The 21,302-nt window shown below is 54.5% G+C and carries 16 protein-coding genes and 3 pseudogenes; 12 read left to right on the top strand and 7 right to left on the bottom strand.

Annotation, left to right across the window (positions count from 1 at the left end; genetic code table 11):
* The first annotated feature begins 1,016 nt into the window (after positions 1-1,016).
* From ACMAUO_RS00095 to ACMAUO_RS00135, 9 genes and pseudogenes are all read left to right on the top strand, one after another.
* Complete coding sequence (locus ACMAUO_RS00095) at positions 1,017-3,881, top strand: glycosyltransferase (protein WP_420354986.1); 2,865 nt, start codon at positions 1,017-1,019, stop codon at positions 3,879-3,881.
* Between the two features lie 345 nt (positions 3,882-4,226).
* A pseudogene (locus tag ACMAUO_RS00100) lies at positions 4,227-4,429 on the top strand (transposase); the annotation flags it as partial.
* 687 nt (positions 4,430-5,116) lie between these two features.
* Positions 5,117-6,001 (top strand): DUF6492 family protein, encoded by an 885-nt coding sequence (locus ACMAUO_RS00105; protein WP_420354987.1) that lies wholly within the window; start codon positions 5,117-5,119, stop codon positions 5,999-6,001.
* A 251-nt stretch (positions 6,002-6,252) separates the two neighbouring features.
* Positions 6,253-6,441 (top strand): annotated as a pseudogene (locus ACMAUO_RS00110) (transposase); the annotation flags it as partial.
* A 424-nt stretch (positions 6,442-6,865) separates the two neighbouring features.
* The gene (locus tag ACMAUO_RS00115) at positions 6,866-7,726 is read left to right on the top strand and encodes a WcbI family polysaccharide biosynthesis putative acetyltransferase (RefSeq protein ID WP_420354988.1); all 861 of its coding nucleotides are present in this window, start codon (positions 6,866-6,868) and stop codon (positions 7,724-7,726) included.
* Between the two features lie 184 nt (positions 7,727-7,910).
* The gene (locus ACMAUO_RS00120; RefSeq protein ID WP_420354989.1) at positions 7,911-9,584 is read left to right on the top strand and encodes a hypothetical protein; all 1,674 of its coding nucleotides are present in this window, start codon (positions 7,911-7,913) and stop codon (positions 9,582-9,584) included.
* Between the two features lie 42 nt (positions 9,585-9,626).
* Positions 9,627-10,760 carry a glycosyltransferase gene (locus ACMAUO_RS00125; RefSeq protein WP_420354990.1) on the top strand — a complete coding sequence of 378 codons (1,134 nt, stop codon included), beginning with the start codon at positions 9,627-9,629 and terminating at the stop codon, positions 10,758-10,760.
* 5 nt (positions 10,761-10,765) lie between these two features.
* Positions 10,766-12,592, top strand: a complete 1,827-nt coding sequence (locus ACMAUO_RS00130) for a glycosyltransferase (protein ID WP_420354991.1) — start codon at positions 10,766-10,768, stop codon at positions 12,590-12,592.
* Positions 12,593-12,603: 11 nt separating this feature from the next.
* Positions 12,604-13,722, top strand: a complete 1,119-nt coding sequence (locus ACMAUO_RS00135) for a hypothetical protein (RefSeq protein WP_420354992.1) — start codon at positions 12,604-12,606, stop codon at positions 13,720-13,722.
* 40 nt (positions 13,723-13,762) lie between these two features.
* Here ACMAUO_RS00135 and ACMAUO_RS00140 read toward each other — a convergent pair.
* Together ACMAUO_RS00140 and ACMAUO_RS00145 are read right to left on the bottom strand one after the other, a co-directional pair.
* Positions 13,763-14,029, bottom strand: a pseudogene (locus ACMAUO_RS00140) (integrase core domain-containing protein); the annotation flags it as partial.
* Positions 14,030-14,120: 91 nt separating this feature from the next.
* A complete protein-coding gene (locus ACMAUO_RS00145) occupies positions 14,121-14,354 on the bottom strand; it encodes a VOC family protein (RefSeq protein ID WP_420354993.1) in 234 nt (77 codons plus the stop codon).
* Positions 14,355-14,619: 265 nt separating this feature from the next.
* Here ACMAUO_RS00145 and ACMAUO_RS00150 point away from each other — a divergent pair, with 265 nt between their 5' ends.
* Both ACMAUO_RS00150 and bfr read left to right on the top strand, forming a co-directional pair.
* Entirely contained in the window at positions 14,620-15,504 is an 885-nt protein-coding gene (locus ACMAUO_RS00150) for an ion channel (RefSeq protein WP_420354994.1), read from the top strand.
* 232 nt (positions 15,505-15,736) lie between these two features.
* The gene (gene bfr, locus ACMAUO_RS00155; protein ID WP_420354995.1) at positions 15,737-16,225 is read left to right on the top strand and encodes a bacterioferritin; all 489 of its coding nucleotides are present in this window, start codon (positions 15,737-15,739) and stop codon (positions 16,223-16,225) included.
* A gap of 205 nt (positions 16,226-16,430) precedes the next feature.
* On the opposite strand, the gene ACMAUO_RS00160 is transcribed toward bfr, so the two are convergent.
* The 3 genes from ACMAUO_RS00160 to ACMAUO_RS00170 form a co-directional block, all read right to left on the bottom strand.
* Positions 16,431-16,994 carry a hypothetical protein gene (locus ACMAUO_RS00160; protein WP_420354996.1) on the bottom strand — a complete coding sequence of 188 codons (564 nt, stop codon included), beginning with the start codon at positions 16,992-16,994 and terminating at the stop codon, positions 16,431-16,433.
* 300 nt (positions 16,995-17,294) lie between these two features.
* On the bottom strand, positions 17,295-17,786 hold the full coding sequence (locus tag ACMAUO_RS00165) for a hypothetical protein (protein ID WP_420354997.1): 492 nt from the start codon (positions 17,784-17,786) through the stop codon (positions 17,295-17,297).
* Positions 17,783-19,045 (bottom strand): aminopeptidase, encoded by a 1,263-nt coding sequence (locus tag ACMAUO_RS00170; protein ID WP_420354998.1) that lies wholly within the window; start codon positions 19,043-19,045, stop codon positions 17,783-17,785. The genes ACMAUO_RS00165 and ACMAUO_RS00170 overlap by 4 nt, the downstream gene beginning before the upstream one ends.
* A 122-nt stretch (positions 19,046-19,167) precedes the next feature.
* Between ACMAUO_RS00170 and ACMAUO_RS00175 the strand changes: the two genes are divergently transcribed.
* Positions 19,168-19,509: a Rieske 2Fe-2S domain-containing protein gene (locus tag ACMAUO_RS00175; protein ID WP_420354999.1), complete on the top strand. Its 342-nt coding sequence runs from the start codon at positions 19,168-19,170 to the stop codon at positions 19,507-19,509.
* On the opposite strand, the gene ACMAUO_RS00180 is transcribed toward ACMAUO_RS00175, so the two are convergent.
* Together ACMAUO_RS00180 and tyrS are read right to left on the bottom strand one after the other, a co-directional pair.
* On the bottom strand, positions 19,475-19,873 hold the full coding sequence (locus ACMAUO_RS00180) for a DUF4186 domain-containing protein (RefSeq protein ID WP_420355000.1): 399 nt from the start codon (positions 19,871-19,873) through the stop codon (positions 19,475-19,477). The genes ACMAUO_RS00175 and ACMAUO_RS00180 overlap by 35 nt on opposite strands.
* Complete coding sequence (tyrS, locus tag ACMAUO_RS00185; RefSeq protein ID WP_420355001.1) at positions 19,873-21,114, bottom strand: tyrosine--tRNA ligase; 1,242 nt, start codon at positions 21,112-21,114, stop codon at positions 19,873-19,875. Before tyrS ends, ACMAUO_RS00180 begins: the two co-directional genes overlap by 1 nt.
* Positions 21,115-21,302: the final 188 nt, after the last annotated feature.

Raw genomic sequence — 21,302 nt, forward strand, 5'->3', positions numbered from 1 at the left:
AGTAGGACAAATCGCATAGTTGGCCGCGTCGCCGCCTCGGTAATGGTTTCGGCATCCGGTCGTCATTTTCTGTGCCTTGACGTAGGGCTGTACATGCTCCGGCGGCATCAGTCGGACCTCGTGCCCCGTGACTGAAAAATACGCCCGAGGTGGTGCGCACCACAGCATGCTTTCATCGCGATGATATAGCGCAGGAAATCCGCTACGATTCGAGACAGCGTCGAGCGCTGACGTCGATGTCGAAACAGCTCTTGCGCTGCCGCATCCATCCCCACTACAATACAATAGTTTTTTCAGATCGATACTGCTAAAGCAGAGCCGCTCATACCAACCTTTCACTGTTCGAAAATTGGCAATCTACGTCCCTTTTGTAAAAGAGGCATTCCATAAATTCAGGATAGGCTCGGGCGTCCGGATCTTCATGAACGGCCGAGGCCGCTGGATGGATAACGTCTTCATCGGGCGTTTCTGGCGCTCGCTCAACATGAGGACATCTATCTAAAGTATTGCCCAAAGGGTTGCGTCGATAGGCGGGAGGGCAAGGCGGGCATTGCCGGATGGCTCGACTTCTATAAGCGGACGTGTCTGCATCAGACGCAGGGCTACCGCAGCCCTCATGGCAGTTTGGTAGGAAAGTCGGGTTGAAACGCTGACGCGTCGCCTACATCCACCGGCTCGGTTACTTTAGGTCAATCTGATGGTCGCTTGAACAGAAAAAGTAACCCGAGCCGGACCTTTCAACTTAAAATCGGCTATCAATGGTCCTCAGGATGGGGCCCTGGTCATTGTAGCTATGAATGAGGACTGTCTGAGGGCAACGTACCGACTACATCCCGAGGTTAAGCTCATCTTGCCAAGCCGAAACATGCATAGTATATGTTTGCGTTGAACCTGTGAGCCCGTGATTGAGTGTTTCTTGTGCGAGATGCATCTAGCGATTGTCATGTATTCTTCGCGACCGGGTGAAATCGCGAAGTTATGCGATTGAATATTTTATTAGTAAAAGAGAGTTCGAAATGAAAATTGCCATTACCAATAGTTGGCCAAATCTTGCTGAGAGTGCCGAGCTTGAATTTATTGAAAGATTTAAAATCGCATCCAAACATATCGGCAATGTCGATGTTAAAGTTGTGGTGACAAGTGATGATATTTACGAGTATAAGCCAGATTTTGTTTTGATCACCCATGAGTTCAGCAGAAAGCTGACCGAATATCCCACCATTGCTCTGCTGTGGAGTCCGTTATCGTTTTTTAGCGGCGACGAGTACCGAATGAAATCAATCAATTCATTCGATGGTTACATTGCAGGAAGTCGCGAACTGGAACACTTTGCCAAAGATGTACAGATCGACAGTTCGATTGAAAAGCCTGTCGCGCCAGATTATTTTCTGCCGACTACGTATCGAAATGATGTGGTTTCGCTAAGAAATATTGTAGACCCTACGCTATGCTATCTAGGTATCCACTGGGACGGAGCGCGACATAGTAGAGTTTTTCAATTGCTTGCTAAAGAAGGCTTGGTCTCATTCTACGGTCCACCAAAAGGCTGGGATCACGTCGGGGGGGCGTATAAGGGAATGCTTCCGTTCGACGGCGTGTCCGTGATGGAGACTATTGCCAGACACGGCGTTGCACTTTGCTTCCATAAAAAAGAACATAGAGAACAAAATACGCCTTCGATGCGAATATTTGAGGCATTATCTGTGGGTGCGCTCCCAATATGCGACTCCATTGCATTCGCCGAGGAGAATCTGCAAGATGTTGTCTTATTTATAGATACAACCAAGTCACCACGCCATATTGTAAAGCAAATTCGCGAAAAGCTAGATTGGATTAAACAGAACCCGGAGGCCGCTATAGAGAGGGCAGAGCGGGGGAAAGCATGGTTCGAAAAGCATTGGTCTTTAGAATCAAAGATTGAGAAGCTATTTATACCATTTGCTAAGGAAGTGCGAAAAGCCGGTTTATTTGATCGGGTAGACTTGTCTCGTCCCTCAAGGGGAGCGTTGAGTTTCATCTCAAAGCGTTTCAGTCCGAAGATTGACTGTGATGTAATAGTTCGCGCTGGGGGAAGATCGCTTGATTTTGTGAAGCGAGCTGTAGATTCAGTTATAAATGCGGATGGTAATGGTATTCGCTTGGGAATAATAATTGTTGACTATAAGAACCGCCAGGATCTAAAGGATTTTGCTATAAATAACGCTGGAAAGCGGATTAGTACGCGATACATCACTTCGCCTGATACTGGCTACCGGTCTACAGCTCTTTGGACTGGCCTCCGCGCTGCAGAGGCTCCATTTGTCGCTCATTTGGATGACGATGATACCGTATTTCCAAATCACTATAGGCAGTTGATTTTTGTTCTTTCCAAAAACAAAGATGCTAAGTTGGCCTATAGTGGCGTAATTAAGAAAGAAGATGACGAAGGTTTGTATTTTAGAGAAGAAAACTTTATGGGCCCGGTGGGTTTGGAAATTAAAGAAAATCGCCGTTTGCAATTTATACAGGATTTCAATCTTATTCAATTGGCTCAATTTGACAATTATATACAGAGCAACGCTTGGATGGCGCGCACGGACAGCGTTCAGGCGGTCATTGGCGACGACCCAGAGCTTGAGGTGGCGGAAGATGTTTATTTGTACCTACTCTTAGCCCAGTTTGGTCCATTTAAATTTACCGGTAGCGCTACTGCTGTATGGCACTGGAGGTCCGCAGGTAAAGAAAATTCCATGCTTTCGGTAGAGGAAAAGGCTTGGGATAGAGACTGTTCGCGAGTGGTGCGGCGCCTGAGTCGCATACAATACCCCGTATATGCATCATTAATTCCATTAAAGGAAATGACCGCTAGACGGGAAAACGTCCCCTCTCTCAGAGGGCCGGGAACGAATATTTTGCCAATTCCGCTTGATCTTCCTCTCGACAGTGGAGCGGTTCTCGGAGATTACATTCATCTTCAGAATTTTCACCCTTATGAAGATGTTGGCGTCTGGTCCAGCGATAAATCTGCGCAAGCGCAGTTCGATTTAGATGATGAAATTATCGAAATGGGCGGCGTTCTAGTCGTGAATCTCATGAGTGCTTATGCAGGTAAAATAGGTAGCCTTTGTGTATCCATGAATTCCACAATAGTGCAAAGCTATGAAATAATGGGATGGGATAATTTTGAATGTGCGTTTGAAATCGCCTCCGGATCAAGTAAGCGTTGCGAGTTGGATTTTACCATTGAGAATCTGTATATTCCACAAGCCGACGCCTCAGAACATCGGAAATTGGGCGTCCTTTTGAAATCGATCTGTATTTATAGTAAAGAAGAATTTGATAGGAAAGGGCATATTAAATTGCGATGCTCGGAATATGCTCTAAATGATGCAGACGCTGATGATTTGTCGAGCGTTAATATCATGAATGTTGATCTTGAGGCTAATGCACACTCTATTTCGCGGCCTTTTGGAGCGAACTTACTGGTTGATGGAAAATATTCACATGTGGAGATTATCGATCTTCGTGGGTTTGATGAGGCGGAATCTCTCTGCAAGATTCAATCGTACAATGACAACATTTCGTTGCAGTTTAACGTATCGCTTTGGGGCGAAGGCGAACGAGTGCCGAATGAGTATATCGAATTCGATCATGGCCCGGTATTTAGAATTTATCTGAATGGGAATTCAGATGACATGATGTCAAGAATCCAGATATTATCCAGAAATGTCTTGGCTTCTGTTGATTTATTGCTGCACATGAACGCGAAAAAACTCCTTATTGACTTAAATGGGGATGATTTTATTTTTTCTGAAAAACTGATGAATACGGTCAAAATGCAACTGGGCGAGCTAATTTCACAGGCGATAGAATTGAGGGGATTAACCCCTGTTATGGCTTGAGGAATGGAGGCGCCGGAATTTTCACGGACGAAGTTAGGGCGATACGGATTCCTCTTGATTAAGGCTGTTTGCCTTCATGGAAGACCCGCCGCAGGAACTGCAGCGGCATCTTGGCGGCGATACTCTGCCATCACGAACGGCGTGAAATGGCGGGAGCGCCGGCCGAGTGGAGCCGTGGTGAGAAGCGCGCAGTTTTTCATCCACTGAGCGAAAGTCGGCCTATGCGAGCGTCTGTTCTTCTGATTCAGGAGCAACAGGGACGGGCGCAAGGGATGGCGTTTCGGGGGCGGGAAAGCCGTAAGAGGGGCAATTGCCAGGGAACCAGATCCCGTGAAGTGCTTTGTCGGCGCGCGGCTGATGTTCCTGCCTCCCTATAGCCCTGATTTCAACCCGATCGAAATGGCATTCGCCAAGCTCAAGGCCCTTTTGCGCGCTAAGGCAGCAAGACCGTCATAGCCCTATGGGAGGCCGCCGGATCGGTCCTGGATGCGTTCACTCCTGATGAATGCGCCAACTTCTTTACAGTCGCTGGATATGAGCTGGAATAAAGTGGGCATGCTCTAGTGTCCTGCCTCCGAAATTCATAGGTGAATTTCGGAGATCAGCAGGCTACTAAACTATTGATTTGGCTAGTGTCCGCTTAGAATCTGAATCTGAAGGATTTCAAATTCGGGACACTAGATACGAGGGCGTGCTCCGGATGGCTCTCGAACACGCAAGATGGGTTTGTGGTGGAAGTGCCCTTTCAATTTATGTCAGAGCCTCAGTTTACCAGGGGCGTCTTTACAGGTACGCCATCTGGATCTCCATGGTTGGCCGGGGCTGATGGTTTGATAGTGGCTTCATCGCAGCGCTTCTGGCCTTCGCTTAAACATGAGGGCATTTACCTGAAGGTGCTATGCCAACGAACGGGAGGCAAAAGCTGGTATTTCCTTCCGGTGGGTCCGCCCTCTATAATTGGACACGTTTGCATCAGGCATCGGGTTATTGTTTCCGATGAATGTCTGGACAGCAAGCTGCGGCGCAGAAGTGACGCCTGTGGAAATATGGATGAAGCAGGTGCTTCGCCCACATTTCCACAGGCTCAGCAATAGCGGATTGTTCTGGCGGTCGCTTGAACTGAAGGAAGGATCAACCGGGCAGATCTCACCAGCTTAAAAGTGGCATCCATTGGGTTTCACAGCGGAATTCACTATAGTCAATAACAGATTCGATTTTAAAGTGAGAGAAGTATAATGCAGCCTATAAATTTTGTGGTAGTTGCATATAAGGATGAGATTGACCTGCTTGAGGCTCAAGCTTTTTCTATAAAAAATTTTGTTCAACCAGATCAAATTAAATCATATACTATTATAATAAATAGAGACTATAATTTTTGTCTTAATTTAGTAGAGAATATTGTAGATTCCATACTTTTTTACATTAAAGACAAGGTAAAAATTGTTCCAATAGATGATCTTACTTCATTTGATGCGCCATCATATACTTTGCAGCAGGTCGCAAAATTACTAATTGCCCGAAATTTTTCGGATGATAGTTTTTATGTTTGTTTGGACTCGAAGAATTTCTTTGTCCGCCCGTTAGAGGCGAATGATTTTTTTCGGAATGGAAAACCGACTGCAAAGATAGAACCTTTGAGCGGGGGTATACATCTTGAGTTAAATGCAAATTATTCGAATATGTTTTCGATTCCTCCTCTTAAGGAGGGAGATCTAGTAATGGGGATAATGACTCCGTTCATAATTCATTCTGGAATTGCCCGCAGTCTGGTTCGCAGTGTAGAGGAGAGATCTGGAAAAAATTTCTCCGAAATATTTTGTCGGGATAGTGTACAGTCGGAATTTATGCTGTACTCTACTTACCTTAGATATAAGGGGATTGACCCCACAGAATTTTACGCCGACTGGAATAATTTGAATATTACAATGTGGTTTATGAATTATTCGTCCAATCCAGACGTGGCGGCCTGGATGAAATGGGCCAAAGGTCTTGATCCGGCAGTGATGGCAATTCACAGAACAATTATTGGCACGCTAGATGAGCAACAATATTTAGACTACGCCGCATTTATGTCTTCACTAGGATTGAGGCCGGTGAAACGTTTGTATTTTGAGTCTTGATATAATCATCAGCACGTCCTCGGCAGCAGCGCTGCGGAGTTGGCGTGATCTTGGCGGGATCGTTTTGCCCGAGATGGAGACCCATTGCCACTGGGGGATGTCGGGTGGTCTGCACCATAGCGGAGGCAGATACCTTTCTGGGGAGTATGAAGAAGGCGCTGGCGAAGAGGCTGCTCAATGCCGAGTCGGACTACCATCTGGACGGTGGGGCCTGAGGCGACTCGACGAACTGCGGCTAGGGCTGCAACCAGAAAACCGTGCGGATGGATGCCGGCCCGATGACGCGGGACATTCCGCGTCACCGGGCCGGCACGTTCGATCCGTGGTTGATCGCCCGCTTCCGGTGGCGCTTCGCGAACTGCGACGAGCGGATCATCTCGATGTATGCCCGCGGGATCGGTGTGGCCTCACGCAGGAAACGCCTGACAGGCATTCTTTGATGCCGATAGCCTGTTCCTGTACGAAACGTGCTTTGCTTCGGCCCTGACCGAACCGTCCTTCGAAGGTGGAATATGCGAATTGGACGAGGTTTTGCACGGTCGGCCCGCCAGTGCCTGAAGTTCCGACATCTGCGCGACCCAGCGTTTGATCGTCTCGGTTGGCCCGTAGAGCAGGGGACCCTTTCAGCTTCGCTTATTCAGTGCTGGGAGGAAGGGCAATCTGTGTAGCGAACCAGATCATCCCTACACAGCACGATCTCTCGTCGCCAATCAGGTCAGCAGTTACGGGGGTGGACCGTACCTGGCAAGGCATATTATACGTGCCTCCCGACAACGGGGGGCGATCAGCAACCATAAGAAGCGATCTCCGTAACAAATCTAGGCCATATTCGTAAACCCCTCAGAACAAAAGGAAGCCCCTTTTATGCCCACTATTGCGGTAATAGGGAATTGCCAAGCGCAGGCAATTGAAGCGATTATAGCGATGCATACCGATTGTAAAATTCTGAGGTTGCCACCGGTCTTTGAAATGAGTGATGCCGATAAGGATCGGACGCTAGACGTCCTTGGTAAGGTGGATGTTATATTCGCCCAGAGGGTTAGTGCAGACTACAATCCTCCTTTTCTAAGGGCGGCCAGCCTTCGTAGCATGTTCCCAAATGTGCTGATATGGCCGAATATCTATCACGCAGGCTATTCCCCTGATATTGAGTATTTGTATCTTGGCGGAATTGGAAAAGTTGTCGGCCCGCTTGATGATTATCACATGAAAACTGTCAGGACCGCTTATCTGAGGGGTGCCAGCGTTGCCGAGTGCCTCTCCTGTTACAGCGTTGAGAATTTTACATCTATTTTCCCTAATCCTATCGAGGCGTCCCTCGCTGAATTGCGGCGCCGTGAAAAAGATGTCGATATAAAGATTTCGGATTGTATCGAAGAATATGGGAAAGGAAGAAAGTTATTTTATACACCTAATCATCCTGTCAATGTCTTATTATTTGAAATGGTTCGGAGAATGTTGTATGGGATTGGGCTGAATTTTGACAATCCACCAAGTCATCCCTACACGCTTTCAAAAATAAACGTGCCGGTCTATTCGGCCGTCCGCAGGCATTACGGCCTCGATAATCTCGCTGAGGGAAGTTTTGTCGGTATCGATAGATTAGATTATACAAACTCATCTGACACCTCGTCTACAAGGGTGTATGAGGACCTGGAGGATCTGGTGAACGTTTTCTACAGGTTTTATGACACTGTTCCGGGTTTTAGGGAACTGCAGGCATGACTTCTATTTTCTCAATGGAAAGTCAGGAACTTGATTCTATTCTATCGGTCTCAGCAGTGATGTGGTGGAATAGCTTGTATCGCAATGTTGCACGTGTGAGATTGAAGAGCTAATCATCATACGGACGCGTTTTTTTCGTTCAGAGATGACTTAATTGTCCCGGGAGTTGGCCGTGTCGGAAATAATGATGGATCAGACGTCACCAGGACCCGCGGAGGTGGTCGTCTCCATCGAGAACGCGTTTCGAGGCGTGATTTATGGCAGGATCACCGGCGTTGTACAGTTCGGCCTCGAATTGTCTGCAAATGGTCTCAGCCTCGGCCTTGTTTCAATCACCCGAGTTGCAGCTAATGGTGAGTCATTTTTTAAATTAAAAATGCCCACAGATATGCTGCTTGAGGCTCCGGTTACAATCCGCGGTCGATTTGTCGGCCTTGATTGTGAGGTTCCCAGCAGCCTGATATTGCGCACTCAGGAAGAAGTTGCGCAAGCTCTCACTGTTGCCGATGGTCACGTTTCAGTAACCGCGGGTTTTTTGGTCGGCGCGTTAACGAATATCAATCCAGATGCGTTGCCGCTGACAATTTGTGCGTCTATGCGCGGGCGTGTGATCGCTCGAACGAAGCTCAACGCTGAGCCGAATCGAAAATACGATATCGACAACGCCGAAAATCGCCTCATTGAGGCGATACCTTTCAAATTGGGTCTGCCCTTAGATGTGTTGGATGATCGGGGCGCGATCATATCGGTTGGTATTGAGGGATCAGCCACTCAATTGACAGGCGCTCCCGTCTTTATATCCATTGCATTCGGCGAGGACTTCGCACGACGTTTAATGTTGGTGGAAGAACAACTGGAAGCTGTAACGGCAAAGGTTAGTAGCGAGCAAAACTCGATTGTTTCAGGCCTTATCGATCAATACTTGCACGTCATAGTTCCGCGCGTGGATGCGATCGTGGGTTTGCAGCGTACAGCACTTGAGCGCCAAATGATGGCGCTGTGGCGGGCAATGCCAGCTAACCATTTTGAGGCGATCGCCCCGGCTTACGAACGGCAAGCCCACTTCCGGAGCGGGATGCCTTTCATCGGCTATGGCTGGACTGAAACCAATCGGGTTCGGTGGTTTGGTCGTCAGGCATTTGTGGCCTTTGAAATTAGTCCTGAAGAAGACGTCATATTTTTAGTGGAAGGAGTTGGGGCTGCATCTGCCAAAGCGGTGGACGACTGCCTTTTCTCTGTCGAAAACAAAAATCTCGAGATGGCGCGATTTCAGGATAGTGCAGATGGATCGTGGAGCGCGGTAGGCTTGGTGCCGCGCCAGTTCATCACATCTGACGGCCTCCTTTCTCTGCGTATACGCTCCGAGGTTGACCAATTGACCAAAGAAGGAAAACCTTCTAACGGACTATCATTAGGGATTGAAAATATAAGTGTTTTTTCCACTAGTATAGTCCGTGAATGGTATACATCTAACAATGATTTGACGTATTGCTTGGCCGGTTTCCATCACCTTGAGAAGGCAGCAAGTGGAGAGCCGTTCCGTTGGATGAGCGGTGATGGAGTTGTCAGCGTTCCAATGGAAACTGAGCGCGGCAAGATTATTATATATGGGCCGATGACTTACTCAGAGTACGCCGAAAGAACTTTCAGCGTTACTTGTGTTAATGGCAATATCAAGTCTACTGAATTTACGCGCGACGGTCAGGCTTGGAGTGCCACAGTGCATTTGGAGGGCGTTGAAGGGCGGGTTGTTCTGCTGAGACTGACTGCTCAGTCCTCTGTCCCTGAGGGAGGTGACCTGAGATCTTTAAGCATCGCCTTGGGGGGCATCAAGTCTATCACGGATGGAGATGTTTAAGGTGGAAGATTGGTTCTCCATAAAGCCCGCCGGACATCATTGATGATGCACGCGCTTGTCGTATCACCAATCCCCTCGAATCCCGTCAATCAAGGGAATTCTGCACGGATATCCCGGATTTGTGAGTTGCTTCAATATCACGGATATTACGTGCATTTCGTATATTATGGTATGGAGGGGATCCATCCAGACCAAAGGAAGGCGATGGAAGACAGGTGGGATAGTTTCCACTTCGTTTCTCCCAATATATCAAAGGCGCAAACACGCTTTGATGGGTATGGCATCGACGATTATTGCGGCGATGAATTGCCTGAATACATAAAACAGCTGCAGTCCATATGGCAATTTGATATCGCCATAATAAATTATGTGTGGATGTCGCGTGTTGCGGATGAAATATTGCCGGAGACATATAGTGTCATAGACACTCATGATTTATTTGGCGGCCGTCACGAGGTTTTGCAAGAGCAGGGCGTGGCGCCAGCTTGGTTCTTTTGTTCGCCTGAAGAAGAGGCTAGAGGTCTGTCCCGCGCAGACAGTGTCATTGCGATTCAAGACGTCGAAGCGGCGGCTCTCTCTGAACGTTTTTCGGGCCGCATTTTTACGGTCGGGCACATTCTTCCCCAAAATTTCTTGCCGGTTCGCAAGATATCGAGAAAAATAAGAGTCGGCTATATTGCCAGTGATAACCCCAGTAATCGCATATCACTGGAAGTCTTTCTCAAATGCCTCGCTGACCGCCCTAACATCGCGAACAATTTCGAGTTTCATATTGCTGGTAATATCAGCAATCGGATTCGTCCCGATCTGCCAGGTTTCCACCTGCGAGGTTTCATTAAAGAAGCCTCCGACTTCTATCGCGATGTCGATATTATAATGAATATCAACATCAGTGGGACGGGGCTGAAGATTAAGACTGTGGAAGCGCTTTCGTTTGGCTTGCCTTTGATTACTACAAGGGACGGCATGTGTGGAATTCCCAGCCGATACCATTTTCATCTTTGTGCCGACATGACTGCTCTTCTCGATCGTCTCGCCGAAGTGTCGACGGAGCGATCTCTTGCCAATTTGAGAGATGCCTCACGAGAAGTATTCAATAACTATATAAGAAAACAACTTAGTGGTTTCCATGGCTTACTTGATGCTGCCTCCAGTCGCAACTTGGAAACGTGTTGAGTCCGATGAGTAAAGAGCCATTAGTCTTATTTTCGCCACTCCCCCCGACTCGTAACGGCATTGCCGATTATTGCGATTGTTTGATGGCACCATTGGCCAAGCACTATGATCTCTTTGCTGTAGTGGCGAATGATGCGACGCTTCCGAATACAACGGATTATCAGCCGTTAAAGCTGGCAGAATATGAGCATCGTCGTGCAGCTTTTCAGTCATGCGCCCATATTTATCAGATCGGTAACAACCTCGACCATCCTTACATGCTGCCAACATTATCACGGGTACCTGGTCTGGTAACAATCCATGATATGGGGCTTCAACATATGCTAGGGCTTGCGCTGCCAGGCGGCCCCGCCGGCAGCCTCTATAGCGATCTGATGTTCGATGCCTACGGTAGCGCAGGAAAGCTTATTGCAGAGGACGTAACGAAATGGGGGTGGCAATCACCGGTCGTCCATAGTGAACTCGGGTTTGTACCGGCGTTCGTGCGACGCTCCCGTGGCATTGTTACACATTCATTGACTGGAATGTTACGTGTTGCCGCTGCCGGATATGATCGGCCGATATATCATCTTCCACATCCCTATCAGGATCGTATCGATCCGATGGCGGAAGATCGTGAGACGGCCCGCCGAAGGGCGCGCGTACGTCTGGACCTCCCATCAGACAAGATAATTTTGCTTTCTCTTGGCTTTGTAACCAGACACAAGCGCGTCGATCTGACGCTCGAGGCGCTAAGCGTTCTCGTCTCGGAAGGCCGGCCAGTAGTACTCGTCGTTGCGGGGCAGGTGTCTCCCGACGACTTTGATCTGCATTTTCACGTTAGGCGGCTTGGTCTTGAGGCCCACGTAATCGCGCGTGGCTACGTGCCCGATAGCTTGCTGATGGAGTATCTAGCGGCCTGTGATATTTTGGTAAATTTGCGCTATCCGACATTGGGCGAGTCTTCCGGTTCTCTTGCCAACGGCTTGGGTATGGGATGCTGTATTGTCGTCACGGACATTGGGACATTTAGCGAGTTGCCCGACACCTGCGCTGTTAAAGTGGCTGTCAATGAAATGACAAGAGAAGGGCTGCTCGATAAAATTGTTCCGATCGTGTGCTCTTCGGAACGGCGCAAACGTCTGGAGGTTAATGCTCGAAAATTTGCGACTCAGCAGCTAAGACTTTCGACCTTTATTGAAGGGTATATTCTGGCTATTGATAAGACCTTTTCCAAGAATGCCAAGACACCTCCTCTATGCGCACCTGTACACCGTGTTCGTCGATTGCCCAAAACAGCCCGGCGAAAGGTTGAAGCGACTGCTTCTCGTCTATCAAGAGAATCAACAACGGGACACAGCCTATGGTGGCGGTCGCTCATGCTTCCGCTTCCACATCCCGGCGACAATCTGGGCGTAATCGGGGGCGGAGAATTTGAAGTGTCGCTCGTCAAGGCCAGTTTTGATTGGGAGAATGTCTATTTACATGATGAACGAAATGAAACGTGCCGATATTATAATGCCCTACTTGTGCTTTTGGGCGGCAGAGAATTCACGCTGAAATATCCTGACATTCTTAAGACTATCGCAAAACTTCTGCCCTTCGGAGCACTTTTGCTCTTGAACATAATAGACGAGGATCAATCTCGTGAGGACGAGACACCAAGACCTTTCGACGCGTCTGAGCTTCTAGAGCAATATGGCTTCAAGACTCTTGATATGGAAAATTTATCGCCGGAAATATTAGAGGGTGCCGACAAGGGGCGGCAGCCTCTTCAATATTCGGTTCTGGCAATAAAAGCGTCAAATATAATAAGCCCCCCCGGTTCGCCGTATCATGAGATTTACGAGTGAGAGCAGCCACGATGATGTCGCGTGATAATCGCTTTATCACAATCAGTTGGTGGGAGCTTGTCACTTATCTCCCTCTTCTGCTAAAAAATTGCGGAGTTTGCTTAGAGATTGATCAACTCGTTAGCGCGTTTTATTCTGATTCGGCGCGTGGGCTCAATGAGCCACAGACGAGGCTTGCCTCGACTCTAAACCAACTCAATTGGCTACATGATCAGCAGCTTACAGTTCATGCGCCGCGTTCCGCTGTCGCTGGTCTGGAAGGATTCCTTGCTGAACAGGACGTCGAAGAAATATACGATATTGATCCATTTTGTGCTTCCGATGCCTGCCAGACCCGTCGTCATGATGGCCGATCCCTGGAGTATTTTCTCAGTGGGCTAAGGCATGTGAACTTGATCGTTCTTGGAGAAATGTCGGCAACTCCTTCTGTCCTTAAGTCTGCAGAAGCATCCCTTTTGCGCGACAAGCCCGTGATCGTTCTTCGCGCGTCGTCCAATTATAACGCATTAATTCCGGCTTTAGATTTCCTCCAAAATGAAGTCGGCTATTCGTTTTTGCTCAGTGAGCAAGGGGATGGCAGTTCGGAACGTTTCGATTGTGAGCGGGTCGCAATTGGTTATCTGGATCCATATTGGATTGGTCCGTTCTTTCAGCGAATGCTATCTTCGATTCCATTATCAGCGCCAAATCTTATGCAATCTAATCTCCGGCCGTTTTCTGGCAGGCTTGGCGCGGCATGGCCGGAAAAATGGACGATCGACGCGTTTAATATCACTGGCACTCAAAATATCGGGAGTGTTGAGCAATCGGAGGGCTCTTCTTGGCGGTGGTCTATAGGAAGCGCCAACAGCAAAATCTATGTGGGGGTGCCGGCTAAATCCGAGTATGAAGTTACGCTAAGAGTAAGATTTTATGCCTCTGATGCCGTGCGCATCAGGGAGATCTATGTAAATGGGGATAGGGCTGAGTTTTCGTCTAATGACGACGGAAGATCGATTGTCTTTAATACATTTGCCATCCGCCATCTTCTTATTGAGGTCGTTTGTCCAACGGTTACCGCGAGCGCCAATGATTCACGAAGTCTAGGTTATGCTTTGCATTCCATAGAAATACGTCGTGTCAAAAATTAGCCAAGTCTGGAACTTTCATCCAATTGAAAGGAGATCCTGGCCCCATTGCCTCGAACGTTGCAGCATACGCTGCAGGGGTCTGGTATCCCAGGGCCGAATGCGGCCTGGCGGTGTTGTAATCGGTTTTCCAGGCAGAAATGACGGCCCGGGCCTCGGCTATGCTGGTAAAGACCGTCTCGTTCAGCAGTTCGTCACGCATCCGGCCATTGAAGCTCTCCACATAGCCGTTCTGCATGGGCCGGCCGGGGGCGATATAGTGCCATTGCACGCCATGATCCTGTGTCCATTTCAGCACGACATTCGCGGTCCGGCCACGCTCTCCAACTTAAATTTGGCCACCCGTGGTCCTCATGACGGGGACCACTTCAGAAGGGACGGTCCCATTTTCGGGGATCATTTCAAGCCAAGTGCCGTAATCCGCAGGCTTCCGGCCGGGACGGGGGCGGTGGCGGGGTGGGAAAGGAGAACCGCTCGATCTGCATCGCGCCGACCGCGAGGTCGCATTTCCAAGACTGGCGCTCGGCCCGCCAGGTCTCGCGCAGCACCCGCAGGCCGAGGATGCGTGTATAGAAATCCTTCGAACGGGCGTAGTCCGAGCAGATGATCGCCACATGGTGAAAAGCCTCGATCATGGCGGCGTCCTTCATGCTGGGGCGTGGCGGGAAATGCGCGCCGGGTCGCCACCGGCGCGCATGGTCCGACAGGCCCGGAGAGCAGGTGGCGGGTAGAGCGTCGGGCGCATGAGACCTGCGCGATCCGTGCCATACGCGGGATTCGATTTTGCCGCCATTCTCTCCCCCGATCATCATGTTTACGGAAGGATTCGTGGCAATGGGCGGGGCTTCGGAGCCGTCGGGGCGACGGGAGCGAATAGGAAAGGGACCTCTGGCAGCCCATATGCCGCAGGCGCTGTCCCGCTTGCGCCTTCATCGTGCGCTGGAAGGGCGGGGCGATGACAATATCGTGCGGGTGGGCCATGCCGACAGGGCGTGGTCCGATTTCTATCATCATGCCCTGACGATCCGCTGGAGCAGCTTCTTCTGGTATGCCCTGGCCGCCTATGTCGTGGTCAACGCCACGTTCGCGCTGCTCTACATGACGGTGCCCCGGCAGGTCGCCGGCACGCGGCCGGGCGTATTCTGGGATTATTTCTTCTTCAGTATCCAGACCTTTTCCACCGTCGGCTATGGCGTCATGGCCCCCGTGGGCCGTACTGCGCATGTGATTGCGTCATGCGAACTGCTGGGGGGCATGATCCTGAATGCGGTGGGTACCGGGTTGGTCTTTGCCCGTTTCGCCCGGCCGCGGGCCCGGCTCATGTTCAGCAACAGCGCTCTGATCCGCAAGGACGGCGATACGGCGCATCTGAGCCTGCGGATCGCGAACCAGAGATTGAGCCCGATCCTGTCGGTCGATGTGGAATTGTTTCTCTCGCGCCTGATCGTCCAGCCGAACGGGCGGCTGGCCCGGCAGTTCGATCCGCTGGTGCTGGTGCAGTCGCATATTCCGGTCCTGCGCTTCGCCTTTTCGCTGATGCATGTCATCGACGCGCACAGCCCGCTGAACGGTCTGACGATCGAGGCATTGCGCAAGGAGGAGGCGGAGATCGTCCTGACCGTGACTGGAACCGACGAGGTCTCGGGGCAGAGCGTCTTTGCCCGCACGGCCTACGGCTTCGACCGGGTGCTGTATAATCACCGTTTTGTCGATATCATCGATGCCGCGGCCGACGGACGGATCACGGTCGATTATACCCGCTTCCACGCGACCGAAGGTGAGTAACCGCGCTGGCGTCGCCGATGCCAGCCGCCGGGGCGGGAAGGGGAAGAGCCCGCTATCGCCATGATCGCCGCGCGGTGGAACACTCTGCGATCCAGAAAGCGAGGCTGATCGACTGCAAATAATAATCACATCCATTATCATACTGATATATATGTGTTTTGTGTTTGCAATTGGGGTGCGTCAGGGTGTAGGTCGAAGATTGAAGCGTTGCCCCATTCATCGGAGACGGTACATGGCCATCAAAGACCCCAAGGTTATCGAGCACCTGAACACGCAGCTCACCAACGAGCTGACGGCGATCAACCAGTATTTCCTGCATGCCCGCACGCTGCGCCACTGGGGCGTCACCCTGCTGGGGAAGAAGGAATACGAGGAATCAATCGAGGAGATGCGTCACGCCGACTGGCTGATCGAGCGCATTCTCTATCTCGGCGGCCTGCCGAACGTGCAGCGGCTGAACACCATCCTGGTCGGCCAGAACGTCCAGGAGATCCTGGAATGCGATCTGAAGCTCGAGGAAAAGGCGCTCGACGACCTGCGCGAGGGCATCGCCTATTGCGAGAGCGTGCGCGATTACGTGTCGCGCGACCTTCTTCTGAAGATCCTCGATAACGAGGAAGAGCATGAAGATTTCCTCGACCGTCAGTTCGACCTGATCAAGCTGGTCGGGATCGAGCGCTACATTCAGTTGAACTCGGCCCCCGCTCCCGACCAGGCCTGAGACCCTGCCTGTAAATGCGCGCTGGTGGCGATCCGGCGCGCGTTTCCTGCGCTCCGGTGCTCACGGCCATCAAGGCCGCTCCGCTCCGGTGCTCGGAAACACACGACGGGCGCGCCGCTGCGCGGCGCTCTCGCTCACCAGCCCACATTTCCAGGCAGGGTCTGTGTAACTGCCTGACAAAGGCTGCTGGTGGCGATCTTCAGGCTCAGGACGCGGCGTGTTCGGGCGCCGTGCGGGGCCACAGGACGCGGGTGGTCTTGATATCCAGCCCGTGCCAGCGGGACATGGTCATCAGGCAGGCGCCGCCGAGCACCAGCCTTTCCTCCGCCGGGAGGCGTGGCCTGGCATAGGGCAGCCGGTAGCCGGACGCCGTGAGGTAGTCGCCCAGCATCTTCACCGCCGCCACGAACCGGGCATGGACCGAGGGGCGGGAGAAGACACGATACAGGGCCGCGCCGACTTCCGGCGTGTGGCCCTGCTGGGCGGCGGCCGTGGCGTGCAGGAAGCTCTGTTCGGTCGCGGTGAGCCGGGCGGTGCCGGCCGTGCCGACCGCCAGGCCGGGCAGGCATAGATGCGTCATGCGGCCGAAAGCATCCTGGAAGGCGTGCGCCATGGTGGCATGCGCTGCCCGCGCGCGCGACGGGGGCGGCAGGGCGGTCTGCCTGTTCGCCTGTCGGGCCACCCATTGCGCGGACAGGCGCCGGATGATCCGGACCGTCAGTCTCTCGCCGGGGGACAGGTCGTGAAGGCGGGGCATTGCGTCAGTCATGGGACACTCCCGATCGGCCGTTGCGCGTCATGCGTGAACATGGCCTTAACTGAGAACGCCTCTCAATTGCAATATAAAACCCACTGTTCATCATGCCGTCATGACGCGCGCAGGCGTGTCGGGTTTCCTAAAACCTGTGATTTTTTGAAGAGGAATCAATTCCGTCCGGGTCGGTGCACGGTGGAGCCTGCCGCGTGGGCGGTCTTAGTGGGGCCTATCACGCTTGCGTGAAACGACGACGCCCCGATTCCGTCATCCGGAATCGGGGCGTACCATTCGGTCCAGTCCAGCCCTGGGCTTTTAGTTCATTGCCTGCAACAGGGCATCGACGTCCTGCTGATGGGCGCGCAGCAGGGCCACATTGGCCGGGTTCGGGGTGGGGGCATGCGCATCCGCCGGCGGCGGCTGGCGGATCAGGGATTCGGTCAGCCCGAATGCGCTGAGTCCGAGCACGAAATCACGGGCCGTGAAGCCGTGGGCTGACAGGATCGGCGCCAGGCCCGGCACGGCGGCGGTCTGGTCGATCGTCTGCGCCAGCGACAGGTTCTGGGCGTTCGGCGGGCTGATGTTGGCGGTTCTGATGGCGCTCAGGGTCGCGGTCATGCGCGGCAGGAAGTCGGCCGGCAGCGGATATTGCGCCGCCGTCTGCATGTCGCGCTGGAAGGCCGCGATTTCGGCGGCCGAGGGCTGGCGCGCCTGCTGGGCGGGCTGCTGCTGGGGCTGCTGGGCCAGCGCCGCCGCGGGCAGGGCGGCGGCCAGGGCGGCCGCCAGGATTGTCAGTCGTTTTGTCATACCGTCTTGACCCATTCACCATGTTTCATCAGGGGTTCGCGGGCGCCATCCTGGGTGATGGCGGTCACGTCGATTTCGGCCGAGCCGATCATCCAGTCGATATGGATGAAGCTGGTATTCGCACCTCGGGCCTCAAGCTGTTCCGGCGTCTGGCCTTCGGTCTCCACCATGCATTTCGTGTAGGCCTGCCCCAGCGCGATATGGCTGGAGGCGTTCTCGTCGAACAGCGTGTTGCGGAACAGCACGCCGCTCTGCGAAATCGGGGAGGAATGCGGCACCAGCGCGACTTCGCCCAGGCGCCGGGCGCCGTCGTCGGTGGCCAGGATGCGTTCCAGCACCGTCTGGCCCTGCGTCGCGTGGGCCTCGGTGATGCGTCCGCCCTCGAAGCGCACCGCGATGCCGTCGATCAGCGTTCCCTGGTGGAACAGCGGCTTGGTGGCGCGGACGAAGCCTTCGACCCGCCGGGCATGCGGGGTGGTGAAGACTTCCTCGGTCGGGATGTTGGGATTGCACACGATGCCGTTGCGCGCGGGCTCCGAGCCGCCGGCCCAGGCATGGCCATCCGCCAGGCCCACCGTGAGGTCGGTGCCGGGGCCGGTGAAGTGCAACGCCGCGAAGCGCCGGTCGTTCAGCCAGTCGGCGCGCCGGTGCAGGGTTTCGTTATGGGCGGCCCAGGCGGCCACCGGATCGTCGACCGTAACGCGCGAGGCCTGGAAGATCGCATCCCACAACATCGCCAGCGCCCGCTCGGGGGGCTCGTCGGGGAAGACCTGCTCCGCCCAGGCGGGGGTGGCGCAGGCGACGATGTTCCAGTTCACGGCGAAGCTGGTGATCAGTTCCATCGCCGGACGGCCGGCCAGCGATGCGGCCTTGCCGGCGCGGGCCACGCGGTCGGGGTCTTCCTGGCTCAGCAGCACGGGATTGCCGCCGGTGATGGCCATGCGGGCGGCACCCGCGCGGTAGGCATTCGCCATGCCGTCATGCAGCCAGTTCGGCGCGATGTCGAACGCATCGTCCGGCGCGTAATGGAAGCGCGCCAGGGTCACCGCGTCGTCGGCATAGAAGGGGGTGACCAGCGAGGCGCCGGCCCGGTAGGCGTGTTCGGCGATCTTGCGCACCAGCGGCACGGCGTCCAGCGGTGCTGTGATCAGCACCTGCTGGCCCGGCGCGACGTTCAGCCCGGTCCGGACCGCGACTTCGCCCAGGCGGTCCAGAAGCCGGTCATGGGACAACCCGTCAGGGGACGATGAGGATGTCATTGAAAGCGGATATCCTGCTCACGTTGATGCGCTGACTCTAGCCTGATCGCTCCGGAGCGGATAGGCAACCGCCCTGGAAGGATCGGAGCGGGACACAGATGGACGAGGATTGCGGCCGAAGCATGGATGGCTGGATACGGCTGTGCGACATCGAGGCGGCGCGTGCCGCGCCGCACCGCGTGGTGCTGGACGGAACGGGGCTGGTGGCCTGGCTGACGGCGGACGGCACGCCGCGTGTTTTCGCCGATCGCTGCCCGCATCGCGACGCCCGGCTCTCGGCGGGATATGTCGAAGATGGGCGTCTGATCTGCCCCTTCCATCTCTGGGCCTTCGACGAATCGGGCCATTATGTCGGCCCCGATGGCGTGCCCGACCCGCAATGCGCGGTGCCGCGCTTTCCCGCCCGCGCGCGGGACGGCGCGATCTGGGTCAGGGACGTTCCCGCTCCAGCCACGTCCGAATGACCGTCAGGACATAGGCGCGGCCGGTCGGGTCCAGAGCCTGCCCCTTGGTGAATCCATGCCATTTCTCCAGGCAGCCGCGACAGCAGGTGGCGGTGGCATGCTGCGCGACGAAGACCGGATGGCCGCGCCAAGGCGTCTGGCGACCGTCGCGCGCCGGTCTGGCAGGTGCCAGGCGGCGGGCGATGAAATCCGCCGCGTGCTTCATGATCGTCGGCAGGCCCTTGTCTTCCAGATAGGCGCGGTCTTTCGCGTCCAGATGGAAGCGCGCGCGGAAGGCCGAGCGGGCCAGGGCCTGCCATAGCGCGTCGGGGATCGGCGGGGGCGGGGCGTCGTCGACGGCCCTGCTTTCCCCCAGCCGGTTCATCAGGCCGGCCGCACCAGCAGGTGGTGCTTGCGCCCGGAAGACAGCTTGATCGCGCCGTCCACCAGGTCCGCCGGGGTGACCATCAGGGCTTCGTCCTTCACCGCCACGTCGTTGATCCGGGCGCCGCCGCCACGGATCAGGCGCCGTGCCTCGCCATTGCTGGCGGCCATGCCGCTCTCGGCGAACAGGCGGAAGGCGGGGATGCCGGCATCCAGCAGGTCGGCCGGAATCGTCGTCGCGGGCAGAGCTGCGGGGGATTCGCCGGCCTCGAAGGTGCGGCGCGCGGTCTCGGCGGCTTCCTCGGCGGCGGTCCGGCCGTGGCACAGGGCGGTCACTTCGGTGGCCAGGATCTTCTTGGCCTCGTTGATCTCCGCCCCTTCCAGCGCGGCCAGCCGGTCGCACTCGTCCAGCGGCAGGTCGGTGAACAGGCGCAGGAAGCGGCCGACATCGGCATCCTCCACATTGCGCCAGAACTGCCAGTATTCGAACACCGGCAGCCGCGCCGCCGACAGCCACACCGCGCCGCGCGCCGACTTGCCCATCTTGGCGCCCGAGGCGGTGGTGAGCAGCGGCGTCGTCAGGCCGAAGACCTGCTTCTGGTCGGTGCGGCGCACCAGGTCGATGCCCGAGACGATGTTCCCCCACTGGTCGGACCCGCCCATTTGCAGGGTCACGCCCATGGTGCGGTTCAGTTCACGGAAATCGTAGGACTGGAGAATGGAATAGTTGAACTCCAGGAAGGTCAGCCCCTGTTCGCGCTCCAGGCGCGAGCGCACCGAGTCGAAAGCCAGCATGCGGTTGACCGAGAAATGCACCCCGACATCGCGCAGCAGGTCGATATAGGACAGCCGGTCCAGCCAGTCGGCATTGTTCGCCAGCCGCGCGCCGGTGTCGCCGTCGAAATTCAGAAACTGGCGCAGGCAGCCTTCGATCCCGCGCAGATTGGCGGCGATCGTCTCGCCGGTCATCAACTGGCGGGCTTCCTCGCGGAACGAGGGGTCGCCGATCCGCGCCGTGCCGCCGCCCATCAGCGCGACCGGCCGGTGCCCGTGCTTCTGCATCAGCCGCAGCATCATGATCTGGATCAGGCTGCCGACATGCAGGCTGTCGGCCGTGGGGTCGAAGCCGATATAGCCGGCCACCGGGCCGGCCGTCAGGGCGGCGTCCAGCGCGTCGATGTCGGTGCACTGGAAGATGAAGCCGCGGGCCTCGGCTTCCTGGAGGAATTTGCTTTTCGGCATGGTCGGGTCACTCTGGTCTTATGGCGGCCCGGCCGGATGGAAGATGCCGGACAGGGGCGGCGATCCTCTAGCATGCCGGCCCCAGGACATGAACCCAGAGACGAACCTGTCTGGAAATGCGTGCTGGTGGCGTGTCCTCCGCGCATTTCCAGACAGGTTTCTGGGAGACCCGGGCGAGGATGGAGCGC

It is taken from the genome of Gluconacetobacter brunescens, assembly GCF_048695475.1.
GTDB lineage: Bacteria > Pseudomonadota > Alphaproteobacteria > Acetobacterales > Acetobacteraceae > Gluconacetobacter.